The organism is Rhodococcus opacus (genome assembly GCF_012396235.1).
In the GTDB taxonomy this organism is placed as follows: Bacteria; Actinomycetota; Actinomycetes; order Mycobacteriales; family Mycobacteriaceae; genus Rhodococcus_F; species Rhodococcus_F opacus.
The window spans coordinates 83383-106418 of sequence record NZ_JAAXPA010000014.1 but is presented as its reverse complement, the minus strand read 5'-3'; the positions used below and the strand labels follow the sequence as shown (position 1 = coordinate 106418).

Annotated in this window: 16 protein-coding genes, 1 tRNA gene and 4 pseudogenes; 8 read left to right on the top strand and 13 right to left on the bottom strand. The window is 67.1% G+C overall.

The window, feature by feature from the left end; genetic code table 11:
- Positions 1–57 precede the first annotated feature (57 nt).
- Together HGB39_RS19970 and nudC are read left to right on the top strand one after the other, a co-directional pair.
- Entirely contained in the window at positions 58–1125 is a 1068-nt protein-coding gene (locus HGB39_RS19970) for a potassium channel family protein (protein WP_005564826.1), read from the top strand.
- A gap of 20 nt (positions 1126–1145) precedes the next feature.
- The gene (nudC, locus tag HGB39_RS19965; protein ID WP_005564828.1) at positions 1146–2057 is read left to right on the top strand and encodes an NAD(+) diphosphatase; all 912 of its coding nucleotides are present in this window, start codon (positions 1146–1148) and stop codon (positions 2055–2057) included.
- Here the strand turns inward: nudC and HGB39_RS19960 are convergent.
- Positions 2054–2308, bottom strand: coding sequence for a mycoredoxin (locus tag HGB39_RS19960; RefSeq protein WP_005564830.1), 255 nt, complete (start codon positions 2306–2308; stop codon positions 2054–2056). The two genes, nudC and HGB39_RS19960, sit on opposite strands and share 4 nt — an antisense overlap.
- 80 nt (positions 2309–2388) lie before the next feature.
- On the opposite strand from HGB39_RS19960, the gene HGB39_RS19955 reads away from it, so the two are divergent.
- Together HGB39_RS19955 and HGB39_RS19950 are read left to right on the top strand one after the other, a co-directional pair.
- Positions 2389–4527, top strand: a complete 2139-nt coding sequence (locus HGB39_RS19955; protein WP_005564831.1) for an ATP-dependent DNA helicase UvrD2 — start codon at positions 2389–2391, stop codon at positions 4525–4527.
- Positions 4528–4977: 450 nt separating this feature from the next.
- A complete protein-coding gene (locus HGB39_RS19950; RefSeq protein ID WP_016883149.1) occupies positions 4978–5319 on the top strand; it encodes a WhiB family transcriptional regulator in 342 nt (113 codons plus the stop codon).
- Between the two features lie 87 nt (positions 5320–5406).
- Here HGB39_RS19950 and HGB39_RS19945 read toward each other — a convergent pair whose 3' ends face one another.
- The 3 genes from HGB39_RS19945 to HGB39_RS19935 all read right to left on the bottom strand — a co-directional run bounded on the left by HGB39_RS19945 (position 5407) and on the right by HGB39_RS19935 (position 9199).
- Complete coding sequence (locus tag HGB39_RS19945) at positions 5407–6762, bottom strand: ABC1 kinase family protein (RefSeq protein ID WP_005564833.1); 1356 nt, start codon at positions 6760–6762, stop codon at positions 5407–5409.
- On the bottom strand, positions 6759–7652 hold the full coding sequence (locus HGB39_RS19940; protein ID WP_005564835.1) for a bacteriocin biosynthesis cyclodehydratase domain-containing protein: 894 nt from the start codon (positions 7650–7652) through the stop codon (positions 6759–6761). The genes HGB39_RS19945 and HGB39_RS19940 overlap by 4 nt, the downstream gene beginning before the upstream one ends.
- 119 nt (positions 7653–7771) lie before the next feature.
- Complete coding sequence (locus HGB39_RS19935; RefSeq protein ID WP_005564836.1) at positions 7772–9199, bottom strand: zinc-dependent metalloprotease; 1428 nt, start codon at positions 9197–9199, stop codon at positions 7772–7774.
- Between the two features lie 113 nt (positions 9200–9312).
- Here HGB39_RS19935 and HGB39_RS19930 point away from each other — a divergent pair, with 113 nt between their 5' ends.
- Entirely contained in the window at positions 9313–10335 is a 1023-nt protein-coding gene (locus HGB39_RS19930) for a YlbL family protein (protein ID WP_043788828.1), read from the top strand.
- A 4-nt stretch (positions 10336–10339) separates the two neighbouring features.
- On the opposite strand, the gene HGB39_RS19925 is transcribed toward HGB39_RS19930, so the two are convergent.
- Entirely contained in the window at positions 10340–10951 is a 612-nt protein-coding gene (locus HGB39_RS19925; RefSeq protein ID WP_005564840.1) for a PPA1309 family protein, read from the bottom strand.
- Positions 10952–11105: 154 nt separating this feature from the next.
- On the opposite strand from HGB39_RS19925, the gene HGB39_RS19920 reads away from it, so the two are divergent.
- Positions 11106–14084: a UPF0182 family protein gene (locus tag HGB39_RS19920; RefSeq protein ID WP_005564842.1), complete on the top strand. Its 2979-nt coding sequence runs from the start codon at positions 11106–11108 to the stop codon at positions 14082–14084.
- Positions 14085–14160: 76 nt separating this feature from the next.
- Here the strand turns inward: HGB39_RS19920 and HGB39_RS19915 are convergent, their stop codons facing one another.
- Both HGB39_RS19915 and HGB39_RS19910 read right to left on the bottom strand, forming a co-directional pair.
- Positions 14161–14715 carry a transglycosylase family protein gene (locus HGB39_RS19915; protein ID WP_005240188.1) on the bottom strand — a complete coding sequence of 185 codons (555 nt, stop codon included), beginning with the start codon at positions 14713–14715 and terminating at the stop codon, positions 14161–14163.
- Positions 14716–15190: 475 nt separating this feature from the next.
- Positions 15191–15520: pseudogene (locus HGB39_RS19910) on the bottom strand (transglycosylase family protein); the annotation flags it as partial.
- 443 nt (positions 15521–15963) lie between these two features.
- Between HGB39_RS19910 and HGB39_RS19905 the strand changes: the two are divergent.
- Positions 15964–16040 (top strand) — tRNA-Met (locus HGB39_RS19905).
- A 71-nt stretch (positions 16041–16111) separates the two neighbouring features.
- Here HGB39_RS19905 and HGB39_RS19900 read toward each other — a convergent pair.
- From HGB39_RS19900 to HGB39_RS19890, 3 genes and pseudogenes are all read right to left on the bottom strand, one after another.
- On the bottom strand, positions 16112–16756 hold the full coding sequence (locus HGB39_RS19900; protein WP_005572201.1) for a GntR family transcriptional regulator: 645 nt from the start codon (positions 16754–16756) through the stop codon (positions 16112–16114).
- Positions 16757–17030: 274 nt separating this feature from the next.
- Positions 17031–17324 (bottom strand): annotated as a pseudogene (locus HGB39_RS38870) (2-oxoglutarate and iron-dependent oxygenase domain-containing protein); the annotation flags it as partial.
- 23 nt (positions 17325–17347) lie between these two features.
- Positions 17348–18134: pseudogene (locus HGB39_RS19890) on the bottom strand (ABC transporter permease).
- Between HGB39_RS19890 and HGB39_RS39910 the strand changes: the two are divergent.
- Positions 18057–18483 (top strand): annotated as a pseudogene (locus HGB39_RS39910) (nitrate ABC transporter substrate-binding protein); the annotation flags it as partial. The pseudogenes HGB39_RS19890 and HGB39_RS39910 sit on opposite strands and share 78 nt — an antisense overlap.
- On the opposite strand, the gene HGB39_RS19880 reads toward HGB39_RS39910, so the two are convergent.
- From HGB39_RS19880 to HGB39_RS19870, 3 genes are all read right to left on the bottom strand, one after another.
- Positions 18470–20104, bottom strand: a complete 1635-nt coding sequence (locus tag HGB39_RS19880; RefSeq protein ID WP_005572205.1) for an acyl-CoA synthetase — start codon at positions 20102–20104, stop codon at positions 18470–18472. The pseudogene HGB39_RS39910 and the gene HGB39_RS19880 sit on opposite strands and share 14 nt — an antisense overlap.
- A gap of 164 nt (positions 20105–20268) precedes the next feature.
- Positions 20269–21474: an acyl-CoA dehydrogenase family protein gene (locus HGB39_RS19875; protein ID WP_005572206.1), complete on the bottom strand. Its 1206-nt coding sequence runs from the start codon at positions 21472–21474 to the stop codon at positions 20269–20271.
- Positions 21475–21503: 29 nt separating this feature from the next.
- A complete protein-coding gene (locus HGB39_RS19870) occupies positions 21504–22916 on the bottom strand; it encodes an acyl-CoA dehydrogenase family protein (RefSeq protein WP_005572207.1) in 1413 nt (470 codons plus the stop codon).
- Positions 22917–23036 lie beyond the last annotated feature (120 nt).

The following is a 23036-nucleotide window of genomic DNA, read 5'->3' as shown; positions in this document are numbered from 1 at the left end:
AATCGGGGTTAGGCTGCCAGCCGATGTCGGAGTTCAGTGCAACGTGGAGACGAACATATGGCCGGTAGGCTGCGTGAGAGATTGAGCAGGTCGGACACCCTGACCGACCGGCCCGACTTCGCGTTGGTGGGTGTACTCCGGATTCCGGAGCTGCAGACCAGTCCGGCGCGGGCGATCTACCGTCGCGTGGGTATCGCCTTGGCGGCGTTGGCGTTGGCGGTTCTCATCGTGTACATCGACCGGGCGGGCTACCGCGACGTGCAGGACAACGAATTGTCGCTGCTCGACTGCATCTACTACGCGACGGTGTCGTTGTCGACGACGGGCTACGGCGACATCACGCCGTTCACACCGTCCGCGAGGCTCGTCAACGTTCTCCTGATCACGCCTCTTCGAATCTTCTTCCTCATCGTCCTGGTCGGTACGACTCTCTCCGCGCTCACGCAGAGCTCCCGGCAGGCGTTCAAAATTCAGCGTTGGAGGCAGCACGTGCGCAATCACACCGTGGTGATCGGCTACGGAACCAAGGGACGCACCGCGATCGACGCGATGCTCGGCGACGACGTTCCGCCGTCGGAGATCGTGGTGGTCGACACCGACCACGCGGTGCTCGACTCGGCGGCCAGCAAGGGCCTCGTCACGGTCCACGGGTCCGCCACCAAATCGGACGTGCTGCGGTTGGCGGGCGCGCAGAACGCGTCGGCGATCATCGTCGCGGCCAACCGTGACGACACCGCGGTGCTGGTGACGCTGACGGCCCGCGAGATCGCACCGAAGGCGAAGATCGTCGCGGCGATCCGCGAATCCGAGAACACGCATCTGCTCCGGCAGTCCGGCGCTGATTCGGTCGTCGTGTCCTCAGAGACCGCCGGCCGGCTCCTCGGCATAGCCACGAAGACGCCGAGCGTCGTCGAGATGATGGAGGACCTCCTGACTCCGGAGGCCGGTTTCGCGATCGCGGAACGCCCCGTGGAGCGGGACGAGATCGGCGGCTCCCCGCGTCACCTCGCGGACATCGTGCTCGGTGTGGTGCGGGAAGGGCGGTTGATCCGGGTCGGCTCGCCGGAGGTCGATTCGATCGAGGAGAACGACCGACTGCTGTACATCCGTCGGGTCGCCAACTGATCGGCAGTATTGTCGACGGCGTGACTGCATTCCGGCTGAACGACACCCCGCTCCTGTCCCGCTCCGCCGTGGGGCGGGCCGAGGAATTGCGTTCGGACACGGACGCACTGCGAGCGGGCTGGCGGGATGCGCTGCTACTGCGCGTCAATCACCGCGGACAGGTGCGGGTGGGCGACAACGGGCTGGTGTTCGCGGACGCCACCGAACTCGGCCCCGAACCGCAACGGGGGGCGGTCTTCCTCGGCATCCGCAAGGATCGGCACGTGTGGGCGGTGCGGGTGCAGGCGCTGACCGGCGAGCTGGCCGATCTCCGGATGCTGGGCGGGACGCTGGACGACGCGGACGCCGGGGTACTCACCGGGGCGCTCGCGATGCTCAACTGGCACGACAGCGCAGGCTTCAGTGCGCTCGACGGCGCGCCGTCGGAGCCGACGATGTCGGGATGGTCGCGGATCTCGACGAGCACCGGGCACGAGGAATTTCCCCGCACCGATCCGGCGGTCATCTGCCTCGTGCACGACGGCGGAGATCGCGTCCTGCTGGCCCGGCAGCCCACGTGGCCGGCGCGGCGGTTCTCGATCCTGGCCGGATTCGTCGAGGCCGGTGAATCGCTCGAAACGTGCGTCGTCCGGGAGATCAAGGAAGAAGTGGGTGTCGACGTCCGTGAGGTGCGCTACCTCGGCAGCCAGCCGTGGCCGTTTCCCCGTTCGGTGATGATCGGGTTCGCGGCCGTCGGCGATCCCGACGCCCCGCTGACGTTCGCGGACGGCGAGATCGCCGAGGCCCGGTGGTTCACTCGGGACGAGGTGCGCACGGCACTCGAACTCGGCGACTGGGCGTCGGACACCGACGCCCCGCTGCTGCTCCCCGGCTCGATTTCCATCGCTCGCGGGATCATCGAGTCCTGGGCGGGAGCAGCGACGGAATCCTAGACGCCGAGGAGTTTCTTGACCTGCGACAACGACGGGTTGGTCGCGGTGCTGCCGTCGGCGAACTTGACGGTGGGGACGACGTGGTTGCCGCCGTTGACGCTGCCGACGAACTCCGCCGATGCCGGATCGTCCTCGATGTCGATCTCCACGTAGCCGATGCCGGATTCGTCCAGCTGCGTCTTCAGGCGCCGGCAGTAGCCGCACCAGGTGGTGGAGTAGATGGTCAGGGCGTGGGTGTCGGTAGCAGTCACGGCGGATATAACACCACGACTCCGTCGTGTGTTCCCACTGCGGTGTTCGTCCGCTTCGCGCCGTGTCGGTCGCCCCTGTCATGATGGACGCCATGTCAGCAGCCGGCGCAGCAGAGGTGACGAGTACCGGTCTCGATCCCGAACAGTCCGCAGCGGTACTCGCTCCCCGGGGTCCGGTGTGTGTGCTGGCGGGGGCCGGAACGGGGAAGACCCGGACCATCACCCGGCGTATCGCGCACCTCGTGGCCAGTGGGCACGTCGCCGCGGGGCAGGTGCTGGCGGTGACGTTCACGGCTCGCGCGGCAGGCGAGATGCGCGGCCGGCTGCGCAGCCTGGGGATCGGCGACGGGGGAGCGCAGGTTCAGGCGCGCACGTTCCACGCCGCTGCGCTGCGGCAGCTGAGGTACTTCTGGCCGCAGGTGATCGGCGACACAGAGTGGCGGCTGCTGGACCGCAAGTTCGCGGTCGTGTCGTCCGCCGCCGGACGGGTCGGACTGTCCACCAGCACGGAGAGCGTCCGCGACCTGGCGAGCGAGATCGAATGGGCCAAGGCGTCGCTGATCGCGCCGGAGGACTACCCGCGCGCGGTGGCGAAGTTACGCCGGGAGGCGCCGGTCGACGCCGCGAAGGTCGCCGAGGTGTATCACGGCTACGAGCAGCTCAAGGCCCGCGGCCAGGACGGGATGCTCCTCGATTTCGACGATCTCCTGCTCCACACGGCGGCGGCACTCGAGGAGCATTCGGCTGTCGCCGAGGAGTTTCGCGACCGGTACCGGTGCTTCGTCGTGGACGAGTACCAGGACGTCACTCCGCTGCAGCAGCGGGTCCTCGACGCCTGGCTCGGGGAGCGGGACGACCTCACCGTCGTCGGCGACGCCAACCAGACCATCTACTCGTTCACCGGCGCCACACCCAACTACCTGCTCGACTTCTCGCGCCGGTTCCCGGAGGCCACCGTCGTCCGCCTCGAGCGCGACTACCGTTCCACTCCCGAGGTCGTGTCTATGGCGAACCGCGTGATCGGAGCGGCCCGCGGCAGGATCGCGGGCACCCGCCTGCAGCTGATCGGGCAACGCGACTCCGGGCCGGAGCCGAGTTTCGTCGAGTTCGACGACGAGCCGGCCGAGGCCGCCGGGGTGGCGCGCACGATCAAGCGGCTCATCGCGTCCGGCACTCCGGCCGCGGAGATCGCGGTCCTGTACCGGATCAACGCCCAGTCCGAGGTACATGAGCAGGCGCTGACGAAACTCGACATCCCGTATCAGGTCCGGGGCGGTGAGGGATTCTTCACGCGCACCGAGGTGCGCCAGGCCGTCGCGGCGCTGCGCCAGGCCGCAGGTCGCGACGACCTGCCGGATGCGGTCGGCGCCGACCTGGTCACGCTCGTCCGCGCCGTCCTCGCTCCGCTGGGGCTGACCGACGCGGAACCGGCGGGTGCGCAGGCTCGCGAACGGTGGTCGTCGCTGTCGGCGCTGGTCGCGCTCACCGAGGAACAGCTGACCCAGGATCCGGAGTTGACCCTCGACGCGCTGTTGCGCGAACTGAGTCTGCGGGCCGAGGCGCGGCATCCACCCGTCGTGCAGGGTGTGACACTCGCGTCCCTGCACGCCGCCAAGGGGCTCGAGTGGGACGCCGTGTTCCTCGTCGGGCTCACCGACGGAACGCTGCCCATCCAGCACGTGCTCGGCGACTCCAACTCGGCACCGGACGAGGCGGCCGTCGAGGAGGAGCGCCGGTTGCTGTACGTCGGCGTGACCCGCGCCCGGGAGCACCTGCAGATGTCGTGGGCACTGTCCCGGAACGAGGGGGGCCGCAAGTCGCGGCGCCGTTCGCGGTTCCTGCACGGACTCATCCCCGAAGATTCACCTGCCTCGCGGATCGCGGCGCCCGTCAAGAGCAACAAGAAGCGTCCACGGTGCCGGCTGTGCGGAAAACAGCTGATCGGGACGACCGCGACCATGCTCGGTCGTTGCGAGGGCTGCCCGTCCAATGTCGACGTGGAGCTGCTCGAATCGCTGCGGTCGTGGCGGCTCGAGAAGTCGCGGGAGCTGAAGGTCCCGGCGTACGTGGTGTTCAGCGACAACACGTTGACGGCTCTCGCCGAGCAGCGGCCGCAGGACGATCGCGGGCTCGTCGCGATCCCCGGGATCGGTGCGAAGAAGCTCGAGCAGTTCGGCGAGGACGTCCTCGGTGTGATCAAGGGAAGCGGTAGTCCCTGAACGACTCCCACGCGGCAGGGGGTAGCGCGCATCACTGCAGGTCAAAAATAGGTTGTGCGGTTCTGGAGAATTGCCTACTGTGGTTTCAGTGCGCGGGGAGACCCGTGTGGTTCACATCGGATCGAGAAGAAGTGGAGGTGGCAGTGAAATGACGAAGTTCCAAGCACATGAGACGGCAGTCGCTGCTGCCTCCGCGCTGTTCGGCATGAACGCGGCGGAAACGGCACCGGCGATTGTCTGGTCGGCAGCCCGTCGTCGTCCCGCAGCAGCAGTCGAGTCCGTGTATCGGAGTTGTCGAGGAATTCCTCGGTAGATCAACTCCTACCGTCTTTTCAAGGCCACGGACCCGCATCGCGGACCGTGGCCTTTGTAGTTCGAGCTCTTTTCCCGCTCGCAGCCTCGGCTCTGGTTCGCACCCACTTCATCGAACCGAAGAGATTGACCGTCGCAATGAGAGCAGAGGAGAAGGACGTGTCTACCGTGACATGCCGAGGGGTATCCGAAACCTCAACCGCCACAAGCGGATTTGTTCAGATAGTGTCCGCGCGTGGTGACCTGCCCTGCCGGGTCGATGATCCCGACCTGTGGTTTGCGGACTCTCCCACCGAGCTGGAACAGGCGAAGGCGCTGTGCGCGTCCTGCCCGATCCGCTCCCGCTGCCTCGACGCGGCCCTCGATCGGGGTGAGCCGTGGGGCGTGTGGGGTGGGGAGATCTTCGACCAGGGCGTCGTGATCGCCCGCAAGCGTCCCCGGGGACGTCCGCGCAAGACACAGACTCTGGTCTGTGCGTAGAAACCGGTACGGGGCGGGAGAATTCGGGCGTTCGCCCGGCCACTCACATGAGTGGTCCGGGCGAACGCCCGTTCTGTGTTTACGGGCTCAGACGGTGTCTTCGTCCTCGGGGGCGGGGTCGGCGAAGCCGGGGAGCCACCGCGTGAGGATCTCCATGTACGGCGCGTATGCGTCCAGCTGAGCGCAGATTCCCACCGAGCCGACGAGAACCCGGAAGATCATCAGATACTCCGCCGGCAGATTCAGTGCCCGGGCCGTCCGGAACTGCGCACTGTTGAAGTCGGTCGCGGAACCCGCGGCCTTCTGCAGCCAGGCGCGGGTGAAGTGGAACGATTCGGTGCGGATCGGGTCGGTGACGGGACGCAGGTAGTCCGCGATCTCCTTGTCGGTGACCGTTCGGCCGGGCAGGACGAATCCGTTGGCGTGCAGCAACTCCGTCAGTTCGTCGAACTGCTCGTGGAGCGCCAGCCGGACCATGGACCCGAGCACCGGGGGAAGCCCGTGCGGAAACGGTGCGGCGGCACCGAAATCGATGACACCGAGGCGGCCGTCGCTGTGCAGCATGAAGTTACCCGGATGCGGGTCGCAGTGAAGCAGGCCGACGCGGGTGGGGGAGGCGAAGTGGAACTCCGCGAGCAGTGCACCCGCGGTGTTGCGTTCCTCGGGGGTGCCGTCGGCGATGATGGCCGACAGCGGCTTCGCCGACATCCATTCGGTGACCACGACCTTGGGGGCACTGGCGACCACGTGCGGAATCGCGAACTGCGGATCCCCGTCGTACACCTTGGCGAAGCGGCGCTGATTGTTCGCCTCGATCCGGTAGTCGAGTTCTTCCTCGGTGCGGGCCGTGAACTCGTCGATGACCGGGCGCACGTCGACGCCGGGCATGACTGAGGCGAACAGTCCCGCGAATCGGCCGAGCGTCTTCAGGTCGGCGCGCAGCGCTTCGTCGGCGCCGGGGTACTGAACCTTGACGGCCACGTCGCGACCGTCGGCCCAGACCGCGCGGTGTACCTGGCCGATGCTGGCCGATGCGGTCGGGGTGTCGTCGAACGACTGGAACCGGTCACGCCACTTGGTGCCCAGCTGCTGGTCGAGCATTCTGTGGACGGCCCGCGCGGGCAGGGGAGGCGCCTGCGCCTGCAGCTTGTTCAGCGATTCACGGTAGGGCTCCGCGAACTCCTCGGGGATCGCCGCCTCCATGACGCTGAGCGCCTGCCCGAGTTTCATGGCGCCGCCCTTGAGTTCGCCGAGGACCGCGAACAATTGCTCGGCGGCCTTGGCGCTCAGCTGTGCGTCGATCTCGTCCTTGTCGCCGCCGGTCAGCTTCCGGCCGAAGCCCATCGCAGCACGCCCCGCGATCCCCAACGGGATGCTCGCGAGTTTGGCGGTGCGGGCGGAACTCCTGCGGGGGATGTCGGACACCCCACCATCATGCATCATGACCGAAGGCGGTTCGATTCGCCCGCAGCGGGTGCCAGGTACGTGCAGCTGCAGCTCGCATGCCGCGGCCAGCGCCGGGTCACCAGCCGGTGCGCCCCGAGATCGATCTCGAGCGTCGCGTCGAGGCTGCTGGGCGGCGCGCCTCGCGGCGCGGCCAAGACGGCCTCGAGCTGGCCGAGGGCGACTGCGGCCGTGGCCATGATCACGGCGGGGCTCGCGTGCCCGACCGTCCCGAGGAGCTGAGCGGACAGGTGCGGCCAGTCCTCGTCGTACGCGGCGCGGAGGAGATCGGCGCACCGCAGGCAACTGGTGTTGCCCGGGAGCACGAGAGGGCCGACGACACCGCGGCCGTCACGCAGCCGGACCTGCAGGTGCGGTGTCCCGTTCTGGACCAGATCCGCGACGAGCCGAGGTTCCGCCACCAGATCGTCCGCGAGCACGACGCACAGGGCGTTCCACCGCCGGACGTCGCTGTCGGCGGAATAGCGGAAGGAGCGGGATACCCGGATGCCGCCGTCCGTGAGCCCGGCCGACACCGCATCCGACAGCGGGCCGCGCCCGTGCACGCGGATCGTGATCGTGTCCGCGACGGGGGATGTCCCGGCGACATCGATCAGACCTGCCCGGTCGAGGTCGCCGAGAAGCTTCGACACGTCCGTGGGCGCAATGCCGTACCCGACGGCAGTCCACAGGATGTGCGGCCGCGAGTTCTTGCCGTCGAGCAGTCGGACGACGGCGAGGAGTTGCTCGGTCCGGACCCCGGGAGGCGGGGCGAGTACGAGAGCGCGCTCGGGATCCCAGCCGAACTGCAGGCGCCCGTCGGGGCGGACGAGTACGGCGATCCTGGGATCGAGAGTGACACCGACGTGTCGCGTGGGCTGGATGGTCACACGCTGAGGATCGCAGGCCACGACCCGGCATCAGCGCCGAAAACGCGGGTTGTCCACAGGCCGAAACGTGCTTCGACCTGTGGATTTCCCACTATCGAAAAATTGGTGGGGTCAGAAGGTCAGGACTCGGGGTCGTCGTCCTTGCCGGACTTGCCGCGCTCGGCCTCCTCGGCCCGCTCGCGGGCCTCGGTTGCCTCCAGTTGTGCCATCGGATTGTCGAAATCGCCGCCGTCGCCGCGTCCGAGCACACGTTCGACGAACGCATCCGGGCTGTCGAGATCGGACGAGTCGGGCAGCAGGTCTGGGTGGGCCCATACGCCGTCACGGGCGTCGATGGTCGACTCGGACGTGAGGCGAGTCCACAGCTGCGCGGCCTCCCGGACCTTGCGGGGACGCAGTTCGAGTCCGACGAGCGTCGCGAACGTCTGTTCGGCGGGTCCGCCGGTCGCACGCCTGCGGCGCAGCGTCTCGCTGAGGGCGGCGACGCCGGGGAGTCGGTCGTTCAGTGCCGACGCGACGACGACCTCGACCCAGCCCTCGATGAGGGCGAGCAGTGTCTCTAGTCGCTCGAGGGCCTGCTTCTGCTCGGGTGTGGTCTGGGGTTCGAATGCGCCCTGCTGCAGGATGTTCTCGAGCTGCGACGGATCGGTCAGCGCGGACGGGTCGAGTCCCTTCGCCATGTCCTCGATGGCCGAGAAATCCATCGTGATGCCGCGGGCGTATTCCTCGACGGTGGCGAGGAGACGCTGACGCAGCCACGGGACGTGGCTGTACAGGCGCTGGTAGGCGGCCTCCCGCGCGGCGAGGAACACGAGGATCTCGCGGTCGGGCTGTTCGAGCCCCTTGCTGAACCGCTCCACCGCGGCGGGAAGCAGTGCGCCCGTGCCTGCCGGACCGAGGGGGAGACCGATGTCGGTGGAGGTGAGCACCTCCTTCGACAACTGGCCCAGGGCCTGGCCGAGCTGGGAGCCGAACGCGAGGCCACCCATCTGGCTCATCATGCCGATCATCGGGCCGGCCATCTGCTGCGCTTCCTCGGGCAGCCCCTGCACCCACATGCCGGACACCTTCTCCGCGACCGGGTCGCACAGCCGTTTCCAGGTGTCGAGGGTGTTGTCGAGCCAGTCGTTGGGCGTCCACGCGACGGTCTTCGTCGCGCCCGCCGGCAGCGTCGTCGCGGCGTCGAGCCACAGTTCCGCGAGCCGTGAGGCATCGGCGATCGCCTCGGAGTTGCCCTGGGTGATGGGCGCGACCGACCCCATCTGCTGGCGCGCGAGTTTCTTCGCGATCTCGTAGTTGACCGGGCCGCTATGCTCACCGGACCCCATCGACGTGCCCATCCCGCTCAGCATCTGGCCGAACTGGGTCAGCATCTGGCCGAGGGAGGCCGGGTCGAAGCCCCCGGCGGGGAAACCACCCGCCCCGAAACCGAAGTCGCCGGAACCGCCCGCGTTCTTGTCGCGGTCGGGCCCGTTCTGATCCCCCGTGTTCTTGTCACGATCGGGATCGTCGTCGGGTTTGGAGAAGCCGAAGGGCGGATTGCTCATGACTCAACGGTACAAGGCGCATGGTTCCGTGGCTGTCCACCTCGTCACGCTGACGGCGAACACGCGGACGGCCGACAGTCGTGTCCGCGGGTTCGCGCTCTACGCTGGTCCAGGTGAATCGACGGATCGTGACGCTTCTGGCTGCGCTGGCCCCGATCGTGGTACTCGGAATTCTCGGCACGGTGATCACGGTGCCGTACGTGGCCCTCGGGCCGGGACCCACGTTCAACACACTCGGCGAAGTAGGTGGTGAGGAAGTCGTCGCCATCGAGGGAACGGAGGTCGACGACACCACCGGCCACCTCAACATGACGACGGTCGCGGTGCGCGACGACCTCAACGTGTTCGAAGCGTTCGGATTGTGGGCCAGTGGGCGCCAGGGCATCGTCCCCCGCGAGGAGGTCTACCCGCCGGACAAGTCGAAGGACGAGGTCAAGCAGGAGAACGACGCCGACTTCCAGCAGTCGGAGGACAGCGCGGAACTCGCGGCACTCCACTTCCTGGGCAAGCCGGTCAACCTGCGGATCGCCAAGGTCGGTGAGGACGGCCCCTCCCAGGGACTGCTGCGCGAGGGCGACGTGTTGGTGAGTGTCGACGGAAAGCCGGTGTCGACGGTCGGTGGCGTGCAGGAGGCGGTGGCCGATGTGCCCCCGAACACGGAGGTGCCGATCGTGATCCGGCGCGACGGCGCCGAGACGACGGTGCGGGTGGCGCTCGGCGCACGCCCGGACGACGAGTCCAAGGGCTACCTGGGGATCACTCCCGAGGAGATCCCGGACGTCCCGTTCACGATCGACTTCAACCTCGCCGACGTGGGCGGCCCCTCGGCAGGGCTCATGTTCACCCTCGCCGTGATCGACAAACTCAGCCCGGGCGAACTCAACGGCGGCAAGTTCGTGGCCGGCACCGGCACGATCGACTCCGACGGCGACGTCGGCCCCATCGGCGGCATCAAGTACAAGTTGATCGCCGCGGAGGAGGCGGGCGCCGAGACGTTCCTCGTGCCGGCGAAGAACTGCGACGAGGCACGCCAGGGTGCGCCCGACGGGCTCCGGCTGGTGAAGGTCGAGAACCTCGACGGAGCCGTCGATGCGCTCGAGGCCATCAATACCGGAGCGGACGCGCCGCACTGCTGAGCGGTCAGTCCTCCTCGGTCGCGTCGAGGGTGGCGTACAACGCGCTGATGAGGTTCGGTGCCAGATCGTCGTAGGTGAGTAGTTCGATCCCTGCGTACGGGTCGGCGTCCTCGTCGGGGCGCAACTGCATCAGGCACAACGACGGTCCGTCGCGCAGCACGGCGGCGATCAACCGGGCGGACCGGCGGTCGGGATGCGACTCGGCCGCGGCCCGCGCGGCGTCGTCGGCGGCGTCGCGATCGGACAGCAGGGGGACGAGCGCGTCGTCGAGATCGGACTCCGCCTCGGGCGGCAGAACGACGATCTCCTGAACGAGTGCGCACCCCACCACGGACTCCGGCCAGCTGGTGGTGGCGAGGAATTCGTCGAGTGCGCGCGACCCGCCGTCGATGTCGTCGGGGAACGGATCCTGTTCCACCGGGGTCAATTCCGCGCCGTCGGCGAGTTGGTCGAGCAGGCTCGGTTCGGCGGCCGCGAGCAGTTCGGTCGGGACGAGTGCGAACATCTGGGGCGGCTGATCCCACCCTCCGGCATCGACGAATTCGACCACCTCGCGCACACAGCGGGCGAGGGCGTCCGTCTCTCGGTTCACATTCTCTTCACTCACGAGACCCATCTTCGCACCCCCGGAACAGGACCGACGGCCGCATCTCTCGGTTGTTACGTAGAGTGGGACGAAACGGTCACGCCCGTGCTGTTCGGGTGTGGACGAACGAACGGTGCAGTTGATCGCGGCGCGACAGCGTCGCCGAGTTCTTGGAGTGTGGCACGTGGGCATGCGGCCCCCCGCAGGTTTACCGTCGTTGTCCAAACGCAGCCGAGTGCTGCTGGTGCTGGCGCTTGTCGTCGCTGCCCTGTTGCTGGTGGGCCCTCGGCTCATCAGCACCTACACGGACTGGTTGTGGTTCGGTGAGGTCGGATTCCGTGGTGTGTTCACCACGGTCCTCGTCACCCGTCTGCTCCTCTTCCTCGTAGTCGGGGTCGTGGTCGGCGGAATCGTCTGGCTGGCACTGCTGCTCGCCTACCGTTCGCGGCCGGTGTTCGTCCCGGTGTCGGGTCCCAACGATCCGGTGGCGCGGTACCGGACCACGGTGATGACTCGGCTGCGCTTGTTCGGCCTGGCCATTCCGATCGCGGTGGGACTGCTCGCCGGGCTGATCGCCCAGTCCAGCTGGGTGACGGTGCAGTTGTTCGTCAACGGCGGCGCGTTCGGCGTCGCCGATCCCGAATTCGGCCTCGACGTCGGCTTCTACACGTTCGATCTGCCGTTCTACCGTTTCGTCCTCAACTGGCTGTTCGTCGCGGTTCTGCTGGCGTTCTTCGCGAGCCTGGTGACGCACTACATCTTCGGCGGGCTGAAGCTGGCGGGCCGGGGCGGGGCACTGACCAATGCGGCGCGCGTCCAGTTGGCGGTGCTCGCGGGAACGTTCATTCTTCTCAAGGCCGTCGCGTACTGGTTCGACCGTTACTCGCTGCTGTCGAGCAGCCGCAAGGAACCCACGTTCACCGGTGGTAGCTACACCGACATGAATGCGGTGCTGCAGGCGAAGTTGATCTTGCTGGCCATCGCGGTCATCTGCGCGGGCGCGTTCTTCGCGGCGATCTTCCTCCGCGATCTGCGGATTCCCGCAATGGCGACAGCGCTTCTCGTGCTCTCCTCGATCCTGGTCGGCGCCGTATGGCCGCTCGTGGTCGAGCAGTTCTCGGTGCGTCCCAACGCCGCCGACAAGGAGAGCGCGTACATCGAGCGGAACATCGCCGCCACGCGGCAGGCGTACGGCATCACCGACGACAAGGTCGAGTACCAGGACTATCAGGGGTACGGCACGAAGCCGCCGCGGGACGTGCCCGCCGACGTCATGACCATCGAGAACACGCGACTGCTCGATCCGAACATCCTGTCGCGGACGTTCACCCAGCAGCAGCAGTTGAAGAACTTCTACGGCTTCCCGCCGACGCTCGACATCGACCGGTACGACATCGACGGGCAGTTGCGTGACTACATCGTCGCGGCCCGCGAGTTGTCGTCCAAGAGCCTGACGGGTAACCAGACGGACTGGATCAACAAGCACACCGTCTACACGCACGGCAACGGACTGGTCGCAGCCCCCGCGAATCGGGTGAACGCCGCTGCCGGCGAGTCCGCGGAGGAAGCCGCCAACAGCAACAGCGGTTACCCCGTCTACATGGTCAGCGACATCGCCTCGCAGGAGGCGGGTAATCAGGTCATTCCGGTCGAGCAGCCGCGCATCTACTACGGCGAGGTCATCGCCGACACGGACGCCGACTACGCGATCGTCGGCGGATCCGAGGGTTCGGACCCGCGCGAGTACGACACCGACACCTCGCGCTACACGTACACCGGTTCCGGTGGTGTGCCGATCGGCAACTGGTTCAACCGGCTGGCGTTCGCGGCCAAGTACACCGAGCGCAACATCCTGTTCTCCGGTGCCATCGGTTCGGATTCCAAGATCATCTACAACCGGGACCCGCGGGACCGGGTCACGCACGTCGCCCCGTGGCTGACCGCGGACGGCGACTCGTACCCGGCCGTCGTCGACGGCAAGGTCGTGTGGATCGTGGACGCCTACACCACGTTGCAGGACTACCCGTACGCCCAGCGCAGTTCGCTCGACGGACTCGTCGAGGACAGCATCGACCAGAACACCGGCCGCCTGCTGCCCCGTAAGGAGGTGTCCTACATCCGCAACTCGGTGAAGGCCACCGTCGACGCGTACGACGGCACCGTGAAGCTCTACCAGGTGGACCAGAACGATCCGGTGCTCGATGCGTGGATGGGTGTCTTCCCGGATGCGGTTCAGCCGGCGGATTCGATTCCCGACGAACTGCGTGCGCACTTCCGCTATCCCGAGGACCTGTTCAAGGTGCAGCGCGAGATGCTCGCCAAGTACCACGTGGACGATCCGAAGGAGTTCTTCACCAACAACGCGTTCTGGTCGGTTCCGAGCGATCCCACGATCGACACGAGCGCGAACCAGCCGCCGTACTACGTGCTGGTCGGTGATCCCGAGACCGGGAAACCGTCGTTCAATCTGACCAGTGCGATGGTGGGTTACAGTCGCGAGTTCCTGTCCGCATATCTGTCGGTGAAGTCGGATCCGGAGAATTACGGCAAGTTCACCGTGCTTCAGTTGCCGACGGACACGCAGACCCAGGGTCCGCAGCAGACCCAGAACTCGATGATCTCGGATCCCCGGGTGGCGTCGGAGAGAACCCTGCTCGAGAGATCGAACAAGATTCAGTACGGCAACCTGCTGACCTTGCCGATCGCGGACGGCGGCATCCTCTATGTCGAACCGATGTATACGGAGCGAAGTTCGACGGGCCCGAACACGTCGACGTTCCCGCAGCTGTCCCGAGTGCTGGTGAGCTACCGCGAGCCACCGCCGAGTAACAGTGTGCGTGTCGGGTACGCCCCGACGTTGGCGCAGGCGCTCGACCAGGTGTTCGGCGCCGGCACGGGTTCGGTGGCGACGGCACCCAGTGCGGAAGAAGGGACGCCCCCGGAGACCGGCACCACGCCGCCCGTCGATCAGGGTGCGGCACCGGCGCCCACCGCTCCGGCGACACCGCCGTCCGGCACGGATGTCTCGGCGGCCGTGGCGGAGTTGGACGCATCCCTCGACGCGTTGACGTCGGCGCAGCGCAGCGGTGACTTCGCGGCCTACGGCGCAGCGCTCGCTCGCGTCCAGAAGGCGGTCGCCGCGTACGAGGCGATCCCGAAGTAGCGGCGTCTCGGCCACAACGAGAACGAGGCCCTGTCATCCGAACCGGATGACAGGGCCTCGTCGTATGAGCAAAAGATCAGCGCAGTGCGTCGACCAGCTGCGGGTTGGTGTCCACCAGCTGCTGGAACTGCTGTCCGTAGCCGTTCTGCTCGGCGACCTGACGCGCGGCGTCGAGCGCCTGCTGTGCGGCGGGCTGGACCGGGGCGGGTGCCTGAACCTGAGCCGGAGCGGCGGGGGCTGGGGCCGGGGTGGGCTCCGGGGCGGGGGCCGGAGCCTCGGCGACGTCGCCGCCACCGGTGGACAGGTACTGACCGCACACCGGCCATGCACCCTGGCCCTGGGTCGCGAGAACATTCTCGGCGACGCGGACCTGCTCGGCCTTGCTGGCGTTCGATGCCGAGCCGGTGCCGCCGTTGGCCTCCCAGGTGCTCTGCGAGAACTGCAGGCCGCCGTAGTAGCCGTTTCCGGTGTTGATTCCCCAGTTGCCGCCGCTCTCGCACTGGGCGACGCCGTCCCAGTTGTGGGAAGCGGCGGAGGCGGTGCCGGTGCTCAGTCCGAGCGGGACGGCGACGACGGCTCCGGTGACGGCGATCCAGCCGAGGGCACGCTTGCTGATGCTGTGATTGGTCATGCGGGGTCAATCCTCTCCGCGCTTGCTGGCGTGGCCGGCCTGCGGGCGACGACGTTCGCGTCGTCACGCCGGGCTGCGAGTCTGTGCCGCGTCCCTGCCCCTCGAAGGTTTCGGGGATTCCGAACCCGCGGGGCAGAGCTAGCAGCGGCGGGCCGGCTTTCGCCCGGTTGTTTCGGGCCGAGAGCGACCGTACGGGAGCTTTGCCCGCAGTTCACCTGGCGAAAATGGTGGACAGCTGTCCGGCTGCGACGGCGAATTATCGCTGTCTTTGCAGGTCAGAGTGTCTCGATATCGTTTCGGCGTCTATTCGTTACCCTGCTGTTATGTGGTGGGGATCACCACGATTTTGTGCAGCGGCTCACGTCGAAATGGCAGGAAAACGGGTCCCGGTGGTGTAAGACGAGGACTCGCTATTCAGGAGTGCCCCGCGCGCAGTCGTGCTGCGCGCGGGGCACTTCGAGCAAAGTGCGGATCAGAGGTACTGTCCGCAGACCGGCCAGGCGCCGGGTCCCTGGGTTGCCAGGACGTTCTCGGCGACGCGGATCTGCTCCTCGCGCGATGCGTTGGCCGGCGAGCCGGAGCCGCCGTTCGCTGCCCAGGTGCTGTCGGTGAACTGCAGACCGCCCGAGAAGCCGTTTCCGGTGTCGGCGCCCCAGTTGCCGCTGCTCTCGCACGCTGCGACGGCGTCCCAGTCTCCGGAAGCGGCCGATGCGGTGCCGGTGCTCAGGCCGAGCGGCACTCCGATGACTGCTCCGGTGAGTGCGATTGCGCCCATGGTCCGCTTGACGATGCTGGAATTGGTCATGTGGTTGTTTCCTCTCCGCGCCTGCTGACGAGGTGGTGGTGGTGCGGTAACGGCTGGTGTGCCGACCCGGTGGTCGATCTGTCCTCGTCCCTGCCCCTCGAGGTGTCGGGATTCCGAATCCCGCGGGGGCAGGTCGAGCTGCGGCGGGTCGGCGTTGCCCGGTAGTTTCGGGCTGGCAACGAACGTACGCGGTGATCACGGAATGGTCACGGGTCGATTTTCTGTGACGGGCGTCCAAATGCTGGGACGAACGACCGCTGTTTTCCCAGGTCGTCCCCGAAGTTTCAGGTCTCGGCAGCGTTACAGATTTCGCCCGAAATGTGACGAGCGTCATAACATTCAGGTAACGGATGTGACTCGAGTGGTGCTGAAAGGTTGCTAGTCGGACGCTTTCCGGGCGATTTGCAATCCGTTCGTTCGCTCGTGTAACTTTGTTCATGCAACGCGGGGTGGAGCAGCTCGGTAGCTCGCTGGGCTCATAACCCAGAGGTCGCAGGTTCAAATCCTGTCCCCGCTACCACTGAAGAACCGGCGTCCTGGAATCCAGGACGCCGGTTCTTTTTGTCTGCTCGCCCCCGTCGAGGGCGACCCTCACATCCGCGTCGTTCGTACCAGCAATCCCGCCACATGGGCGCATGCTGCAGCCCGCGCGCCGACCGCGTCACCGGACTCGATGGCGCCGACGATCCGCTCGTGCTCGGTGACGGCCAGCCTCCGATTCAGATCCGCACTCCACATGTCCGACCGGTACAGATGCGATTGCCCGTCCAACCGCAGGAGGGCTACGCTCAGTGGCTTGTTGCGCGCGGTTTCCCGGATGAGGGTGTGGAATTCGAGGTCGAGCCGTGAATCGCGGCGCTGATCGGCGGGACCGTCCAGCAGCTCACGTTGGACTTGCACCATCTTCTTCAACTGCTGCACCGTCTCGTGGGTGGCGGCGGCAGTCGCATGAAATGCGGCCAGTCCGTCGAGCACCTCGCGGACCTCGAAGACGGCGCGGATCGAGTCCGCGTCGAGAGAATCGACCTTGGCGCCCGCATTGCGGGTGTAGACCGCGATGCCCTCGTAGATGAGTTGCTGCACGGCCTCCCGGACAGGGGTACGGCTGACGTTCAGTTTCGCGGCCAGCGCCGGAACGCTGAGTGGCGTACCAGGGGGCAGTTCGCCGGAGAAGATCTGTTCACGAAGAGTGTCGTGAACGGATTCGGTGAGCAGGGCTCGCTCCGTGTGTGTCATCGATCCTTCCGAACCCTTTCCTTGAGGCGGGTCGTGACCTCGCCGCCCGGCCCGGCTCCTGCGTCGACTCTATTCGATCGCCGGCGGGAGGGCGCCCCACCGACTGATGCTGCCAGCGGGTGGACAGGACCCGCGCGGCTTCGCGAAGTGCCGCAGTCGGTTTGACGCCCGCTTCACGCCGGCGACCTTGGCCGCGATGTTCTCCGCGACCGTGATCGGCGGATATCCCGGCACCCCGTCGACGAGAGTCCCGGGAGCGGTTCGATCACGGCGTCGTGGTCTCGGCTCCCACGACGAAGGCTTCGTAGAAGTCGTTCATCCGATTCGCGGATTCCACCCCGAGACTCATGCTCAGGGACTCGGACGCGGGGTCGAGTGCACTGGCCAGCCGGTCGACCGTCGCTCCGGGAATCCGGTGACCGACGATCTGGACGAAGCCGACCTCACGGCAGGCGGTGTCGAGTTCCGCCGCCACACGTGCGCATTCGGCACTGTTGTGGGCGCGGGCTCCCCCGGCGAGATACGGCGTGATGTCGACGGTCGGGGCGGAGAACGGGGAAGTGAGCATGACGGCCTTTCGTGAAGGTGTGCTCAGGATCTGTGGCAGCACGAGTGCCAGCTGCCGACGAGCAGTCGGGACAGGATGCCGAACGCGGAGAACACGGCGACACCGGACGCGATCACGATCGCGGCGACGAGATCCTCGGATTGGAGCCGGCTGCGGAACACGTCGAGAAGCGTGCCGATGCCGGGCTCGCCCTTGGCGAAGAACAGGTCTCCGATGATCGTGCCGACCGCGACGAGGCCGGACGCGGTGCGAATGCCGGTGAGAACGGCGGGCAGTGCCGTCGAAGTTCCAGCTTCACCAGGCGATCTCATCGGGATGCCCGGCCGAGTGTGAACAGGTCGTGGAGGCCGCGGTCGACGGACTGGAGTCCGAAGTGAGTGTTGGTGATGATGGGAAAGGCGGCGATGAGGACGCAACGAGTGTGCGGGCCGTCATTCCGTAACCGAAGCACAGGCCGATCAGCGGGACGCGGGCAGTGACGGCGAGGGCCTCGAGCATAGGGGACAGGTGCTTTCAGTCCAGGAGCGACTGCGTGAGAACGCGATTCGGCGGAGGAAGGAGGAACTGCCGTTCGGGGGAGAGGACGAACCAGCTCACCGCGGACCACAGGGCGAGTGCTCCCGCCGGCGACAGCAGGGAAACTGCAGGCCCGCGGCCATCCTGACCTTCGCGGCCGCCGCGCCGAGGGGCCGCTCGTGGCCGTGACGGCCGGGGTTCGCGCGCTCGCGACGGGAGGACTCGGGCTACATCTACGCGTCCATCGTCTCCGTCCGCGCGGACAAGGTGGAATCGCTGACGCCGTGCCTGCAGAAGCTGGTGCCGATCATCCAGCAGTCCACCGCCGACTACGTCACCACTCCCGAGTCCACCAACGAGGCCATCGTGGATCGTGTCCCAGGACTCCTCGTTCTCGCCTTATACCGAGGGTGAGGCGGAGTTCAGTGCGACACTGCTGAAGGACGAAGGGCTGATCGCGAACGAGGCCGACGGATCGGTCGGATCGGTCGGAACGTACGACATGGCGCGAGTGCAGGGGACGGTCGACGAACTGAAACCGATTCTCGTCGCCGGGGGTGCCGCGATCCCGGATTCGCCGACCGCGGAACAGATCTACACGAACCGGTTCACCGATCCCGGGATCGGGATCAGCTCTCCGTGACGTCCATCTCGATCAGGACGCGACGCAGCAACTTGCCCGTCGCGTTGCGGGGAAGTTCTTCGATGAAGATGACCTCGCGGGGCACCTTGTACCGCGCCAGGTTCGACTTGACGTGGGCCTTCAACTCGTCGGCGTCCTTCGCGGATCGCGGGCCGGGTACCACGAAAGCTCGGAGGCGATGGCCGAATTCGGAGTCCTCGACACCGATCACAGCGGCCTCGAGCACGTCCTCCCGGTCGGCGAGCAGGTTCTCGACCTCGAGAGGGTAGACGTTCTCGCCGCCGGACACGATCATGTCGTCGTCCCGGCCGTCCACGAAGAGGAGGCCGTTGCGGTCGAAGTGGCCGACGTCGCCGGTGGACAGCAGACCGTTGATGCGTTCCTTGTCGCGACCGTCGGTGTATCCGGAGAAGCTGAGACCGCTGGCGACGAAGATCCGTCCGACGGTCTCGGGTTCGGTGATCCGCTGACCCGACTCGTCATAGAGTTCCACGTGGCAGGTGACGGGTGCCCGCCCCGCGGTGCCCGGCGCCAGCGCAAGGTCGGCCGGAGTCGCGACGGTGGCGACGGCGACCTCGGTGGAGCCGTACAGGTTGTGGAGCACGTCGCTGAAAGCGGCGGTGGTGCGTTTGCAGAGGTCGGGGGAGAGGGCGGATCCGGCCGCGAAGATGATCTTCAGGCTCGACGTGTCGTACTTGGCCAGGGTCTCCGGCCCGAGGTCGATGATGCGCTGCAGCATGGTGGGAACGACGACCAGTGTGTCGCAGCGGTGCTTCTCGACCAGGCGGATCGTGTTCTCCGGATCGAACTTGCGATGCATCACCACGGTCTGGCCCAGTGCCAGCGCGAGTGCGAACTGGGAGACTCCGGTCCCGTGGAACGCGGGGGCCGCCATCATCATCGTCTGCCCGCGTCGCAGCGGAACCCGGTCGAGGAACTGGGCCGACGCGAGCGGCGACGTGTGTCCGCGGGGAGCGCCCTTTGGTGTGCCCGTGGTGCCGCTGGTGAGGAGGACGAAACCGCCCTGCGTGGACGGCGCGGGCAGCGAACTGCGGTCTCTGCCCTCCATCACGCCGTCGAGCGTGCGGACCTGGGACGTCGAATCGTCCTCCGCCCAGGAGCGATAGGTGAAGACCTCGTCCGGGAGGGCCTCGGCGACCGCGTGGAACTCGTCGTCGTACACGAACGCCTGAACCTGCTCGCGGGCGGCGACGTCGACGAGTTGGGGCCGGGCGAACCCGGTGTTCATCAGCACCAGCTTGGTGCCGTTCTTGGCGGCGGCGAGCATCGTCAGGACCAGGCCGCGATGATTGCGGCACATGCATCCCATGACGGAACCGGGAGTGATGCCATCGGCCTGCCACGCCCGCACCAGGGCGTTGGACTGCTCCTCGATGTCGGTGTAGGTGAGCGGGCCGCGCTCGTCGATCAGGGCCACCGCATCCAGTCCGGCCTCGGCATTGGCGTGGACGGGCCCGGCGAACGGACCGTACTTCCGCACGGCCAGGATCGATCGGACGCCCTGGTCGACGCGGGGAAAGGGAACGAGGCCTGCGCGGTTCATCACCCGCACAGCTCCCACGGTGTCCGTGATCTTGGTGAGGAAGTGCTGAGCTGGCATGGAGAACCCCTCCGGCTGCAGTGACGGATTTCCCGTCCAGCGTAGATGACGTGAGGGGGCCGGCCGCGCGGTCCGGTGAAGCCGGACGTCCCGCACGAAGAAGCCCCCGCCGCAGGTGAGTGCGGCGGGGGCTGCACCCCTCGATGGAAGTCCCCCTCGAGCTGCTACTTCAGCTCGGCGGACGACTTTCCGAGCAGACGGCGAGCGACGATCAGCTGCTGGATCTGCTGCGTTCCCTCGAAGATGTCGAGGATCTTGGAATCGCGCGCCCACTTCTCGAGCAGCGGGCGCTCCGAGTAGCCCAAGGTGCCGGCGAGTTCGACGGCCTTGAGGGAGATGGCGGTTCCGGTGCGACCGGCCTTCGCTTTCGACATGGATGCTTCGAGAGAGTTCGGCTTCTTGTTGTCCGCCATCCACGTTGCGCGCAGCGCGAGCAGGTAGGCGGCTTCCCAGTCGGCCTCGAGCTGCAGGAACTCGGCGGCGGCCGCGTGCTGGTTGTACGCGGGAGTGTCGTAGGAGATCTCCACACCGGCGTCGGAGAGGATGCTGCGCAGTTCCTCGAGCGCGGCGCGGCCGAGGCCGACCGCCATGCCGGCGACGATCGGACGGGTGTTGTCGAACGTCTGCATGACGCCGGCGAAGCCCTTCTCGACGTTGACCTCCGGCGTGCCGAGCAGGTTGTCCCTGGGGATCCGGCAGTCCTGCAGCAGCAGGACCGCGGTGTCGGACGCCTTGATGCCCAGCTTGTGCTCGAGGCGGGCGACGCTCAGGCCCGGGGCGTCGCGCGGGACGACGAACGACTTGATCGCGGCGCGGCCCTTCGTCTTGTCGACGGTGGCCCACACGACGATGTGCGTGGAGCGCTCGCCGGCCGTGACGAAGATCTTCTCGCCGTTGAGCACGTACTCGTCGCCGTCGAGCACCGCGGTGGTGGTGACGGCGGCGGAGTCGGAACCGAAACCGGGTTCGGTGATGGCCATCGAGGCCCACACCTTGCCGAAACGCTCGAGCTGCTCGTCGGTGGCGACGGCGGCGATGGCCGAGTTGCCGAGGCCCTGGTACGGGATCGCCAGTGTGAGACCCACGTCGCCCCAGCAGGTTTCGATGACGTTCATCAGCGACGACATGTTGCCGCCGTTCACGTTCCCGATGACCTTCGGCTCGTCGCCCCGTCCGAGGGCGGCGCCCGCCGCGCCCTTACCGGAGTCGTTGAGTCCCTCCACCATGGCGGCCATGGTGTCGAGTTCCTTGGGGTAGGCGTGCTCGGCGAGATCGTACTTGCGGGAGATCGGCCGGAAGATTTCCGCGGCGACCTGGTGCGCCTGATTCGCGGAGGCTTTGAGCTTCTTGGGAAGTTCGAGGTTGATCATGACAGTTTCCTTAGTTCGAATCCGGCCGCTCAGATCAGGACGATGCCCTCGGCGACGCCGATGGCGCGCAGATCGCGGTACCAGCGCTCCACGGGATGTTCCTTGGTGTAACCGTGGCCACCGAGCAGCTGAACGCCGTCGAGGCCGATCTGCATGCCCTTCTCGGACGCCAGCTTTCGGGCGAGGGCCGACTCGCGGGCGAAGGAGAGCCCCTGCTCGGCGCGCGAGGCGCCGCGCAACGTCACCAGACGCAGGCCGTCGAGCTCGATGCCGATGTTCGCGACCATGAACGCGACCGCCTGACGGTTGCTGATCGGTTCGCCGAACGCGACCCGCTCGTTGACGTACGGGATCACGTAGTCGAGGACGGCCTGTCCGGTTCCGACCGCGAGCGACGCCCAGCCCAGGCGGGCCAGCCGGATGGCGTCGGCGTATTCGGCCTTCCGCACGTCGGCGTCGGCGTCGCCGAGCAGCCCCGACTCGGGCACGGCGACGTCGGTGAGGTTGAGCCGGCCGAGGCCCGCGGCGCGCAGACCCATGCTCGGGTCCGCCTCGACGACGAGTCCCTTCGTGTCGGCCTCGACGATGAAGAAGGAGGGCTTGCCGTCGAGTTCGGCTGCCACGATGAACAGCTCCGACGAGGCGGCGGCGGGAACGAGGCTCTTGACGCCGTTGAGTTTGTAACCGCTGGGCGAGCGAACCGCCTTGGTCTGCAACGCGAACGGATCGAACAGTGCGCGGGGCTCGTTGACGACCACGGCGGCGTTCGGAACCTGCTCGCCCGTGAACGAGGGCAGGTAGGTCTTCTGCTGGGAGTCGGTGCCCCACTGGGTGAGGGCGACGGCGACGCCGCTCGGCGCGAGGATCGGCAGGGCGAGTCCCATGTCGCCGTAGGCGAGAGCCTCGGCGACGAGGGAGTTGGTGACGGCCCCGCGCTCACTGGCGGCCCCGTCGAGTTCCTCGGGAACATTGATCAGGGTGATGCCGAGTTCGGCGGCGCGCTTCACGAGATCCGCAGGGGCAGCGGCGGCAGCGTCGGCGTCGTGGCCCGCGGGTCGCAGGATCTCGGCCGCGAACTCGCGCACGGTCTCGACGATCATCTGCTGCTCGTCGCTCGGGGTGAGGTCGAAGTAGCCGGCCTTGGCGGTCGGGTTGTCGGGGAGGCGTTTCGGCGCACCGCCGCCGGACACCTTCTGGAACCCGCGGGTCGCGGCGCCGAGCGTCTTGAAGCCGGTCTTCGTGCCTTCGTAGGTCACCCGGTCGATCGTCTGGCGAAGGTTGTACTTCTCGGCCAGATCGGAACCGGTGATCTTGGTCAGCACGCGCATCGCGGCACCCATGGCGTCGCGCTTGACCGGATTCAGTCCGACGGCGGACGTGTCGCGGGGCTTCCGCTTCGCGCTGTCGTTGGGGGCAACAGTGTCTTGCTTGCTCATGATCACCAGCTGTTTCTCGGTGTTCGGGCGTGGACACGATCTATCTTACTCAGCAGTAAGGTGGGTGTCTACTATTGAGTAAGTTCGAGTGCCTGCGACCGTCCGCGGAAGCGTCCCGGCGCCTGT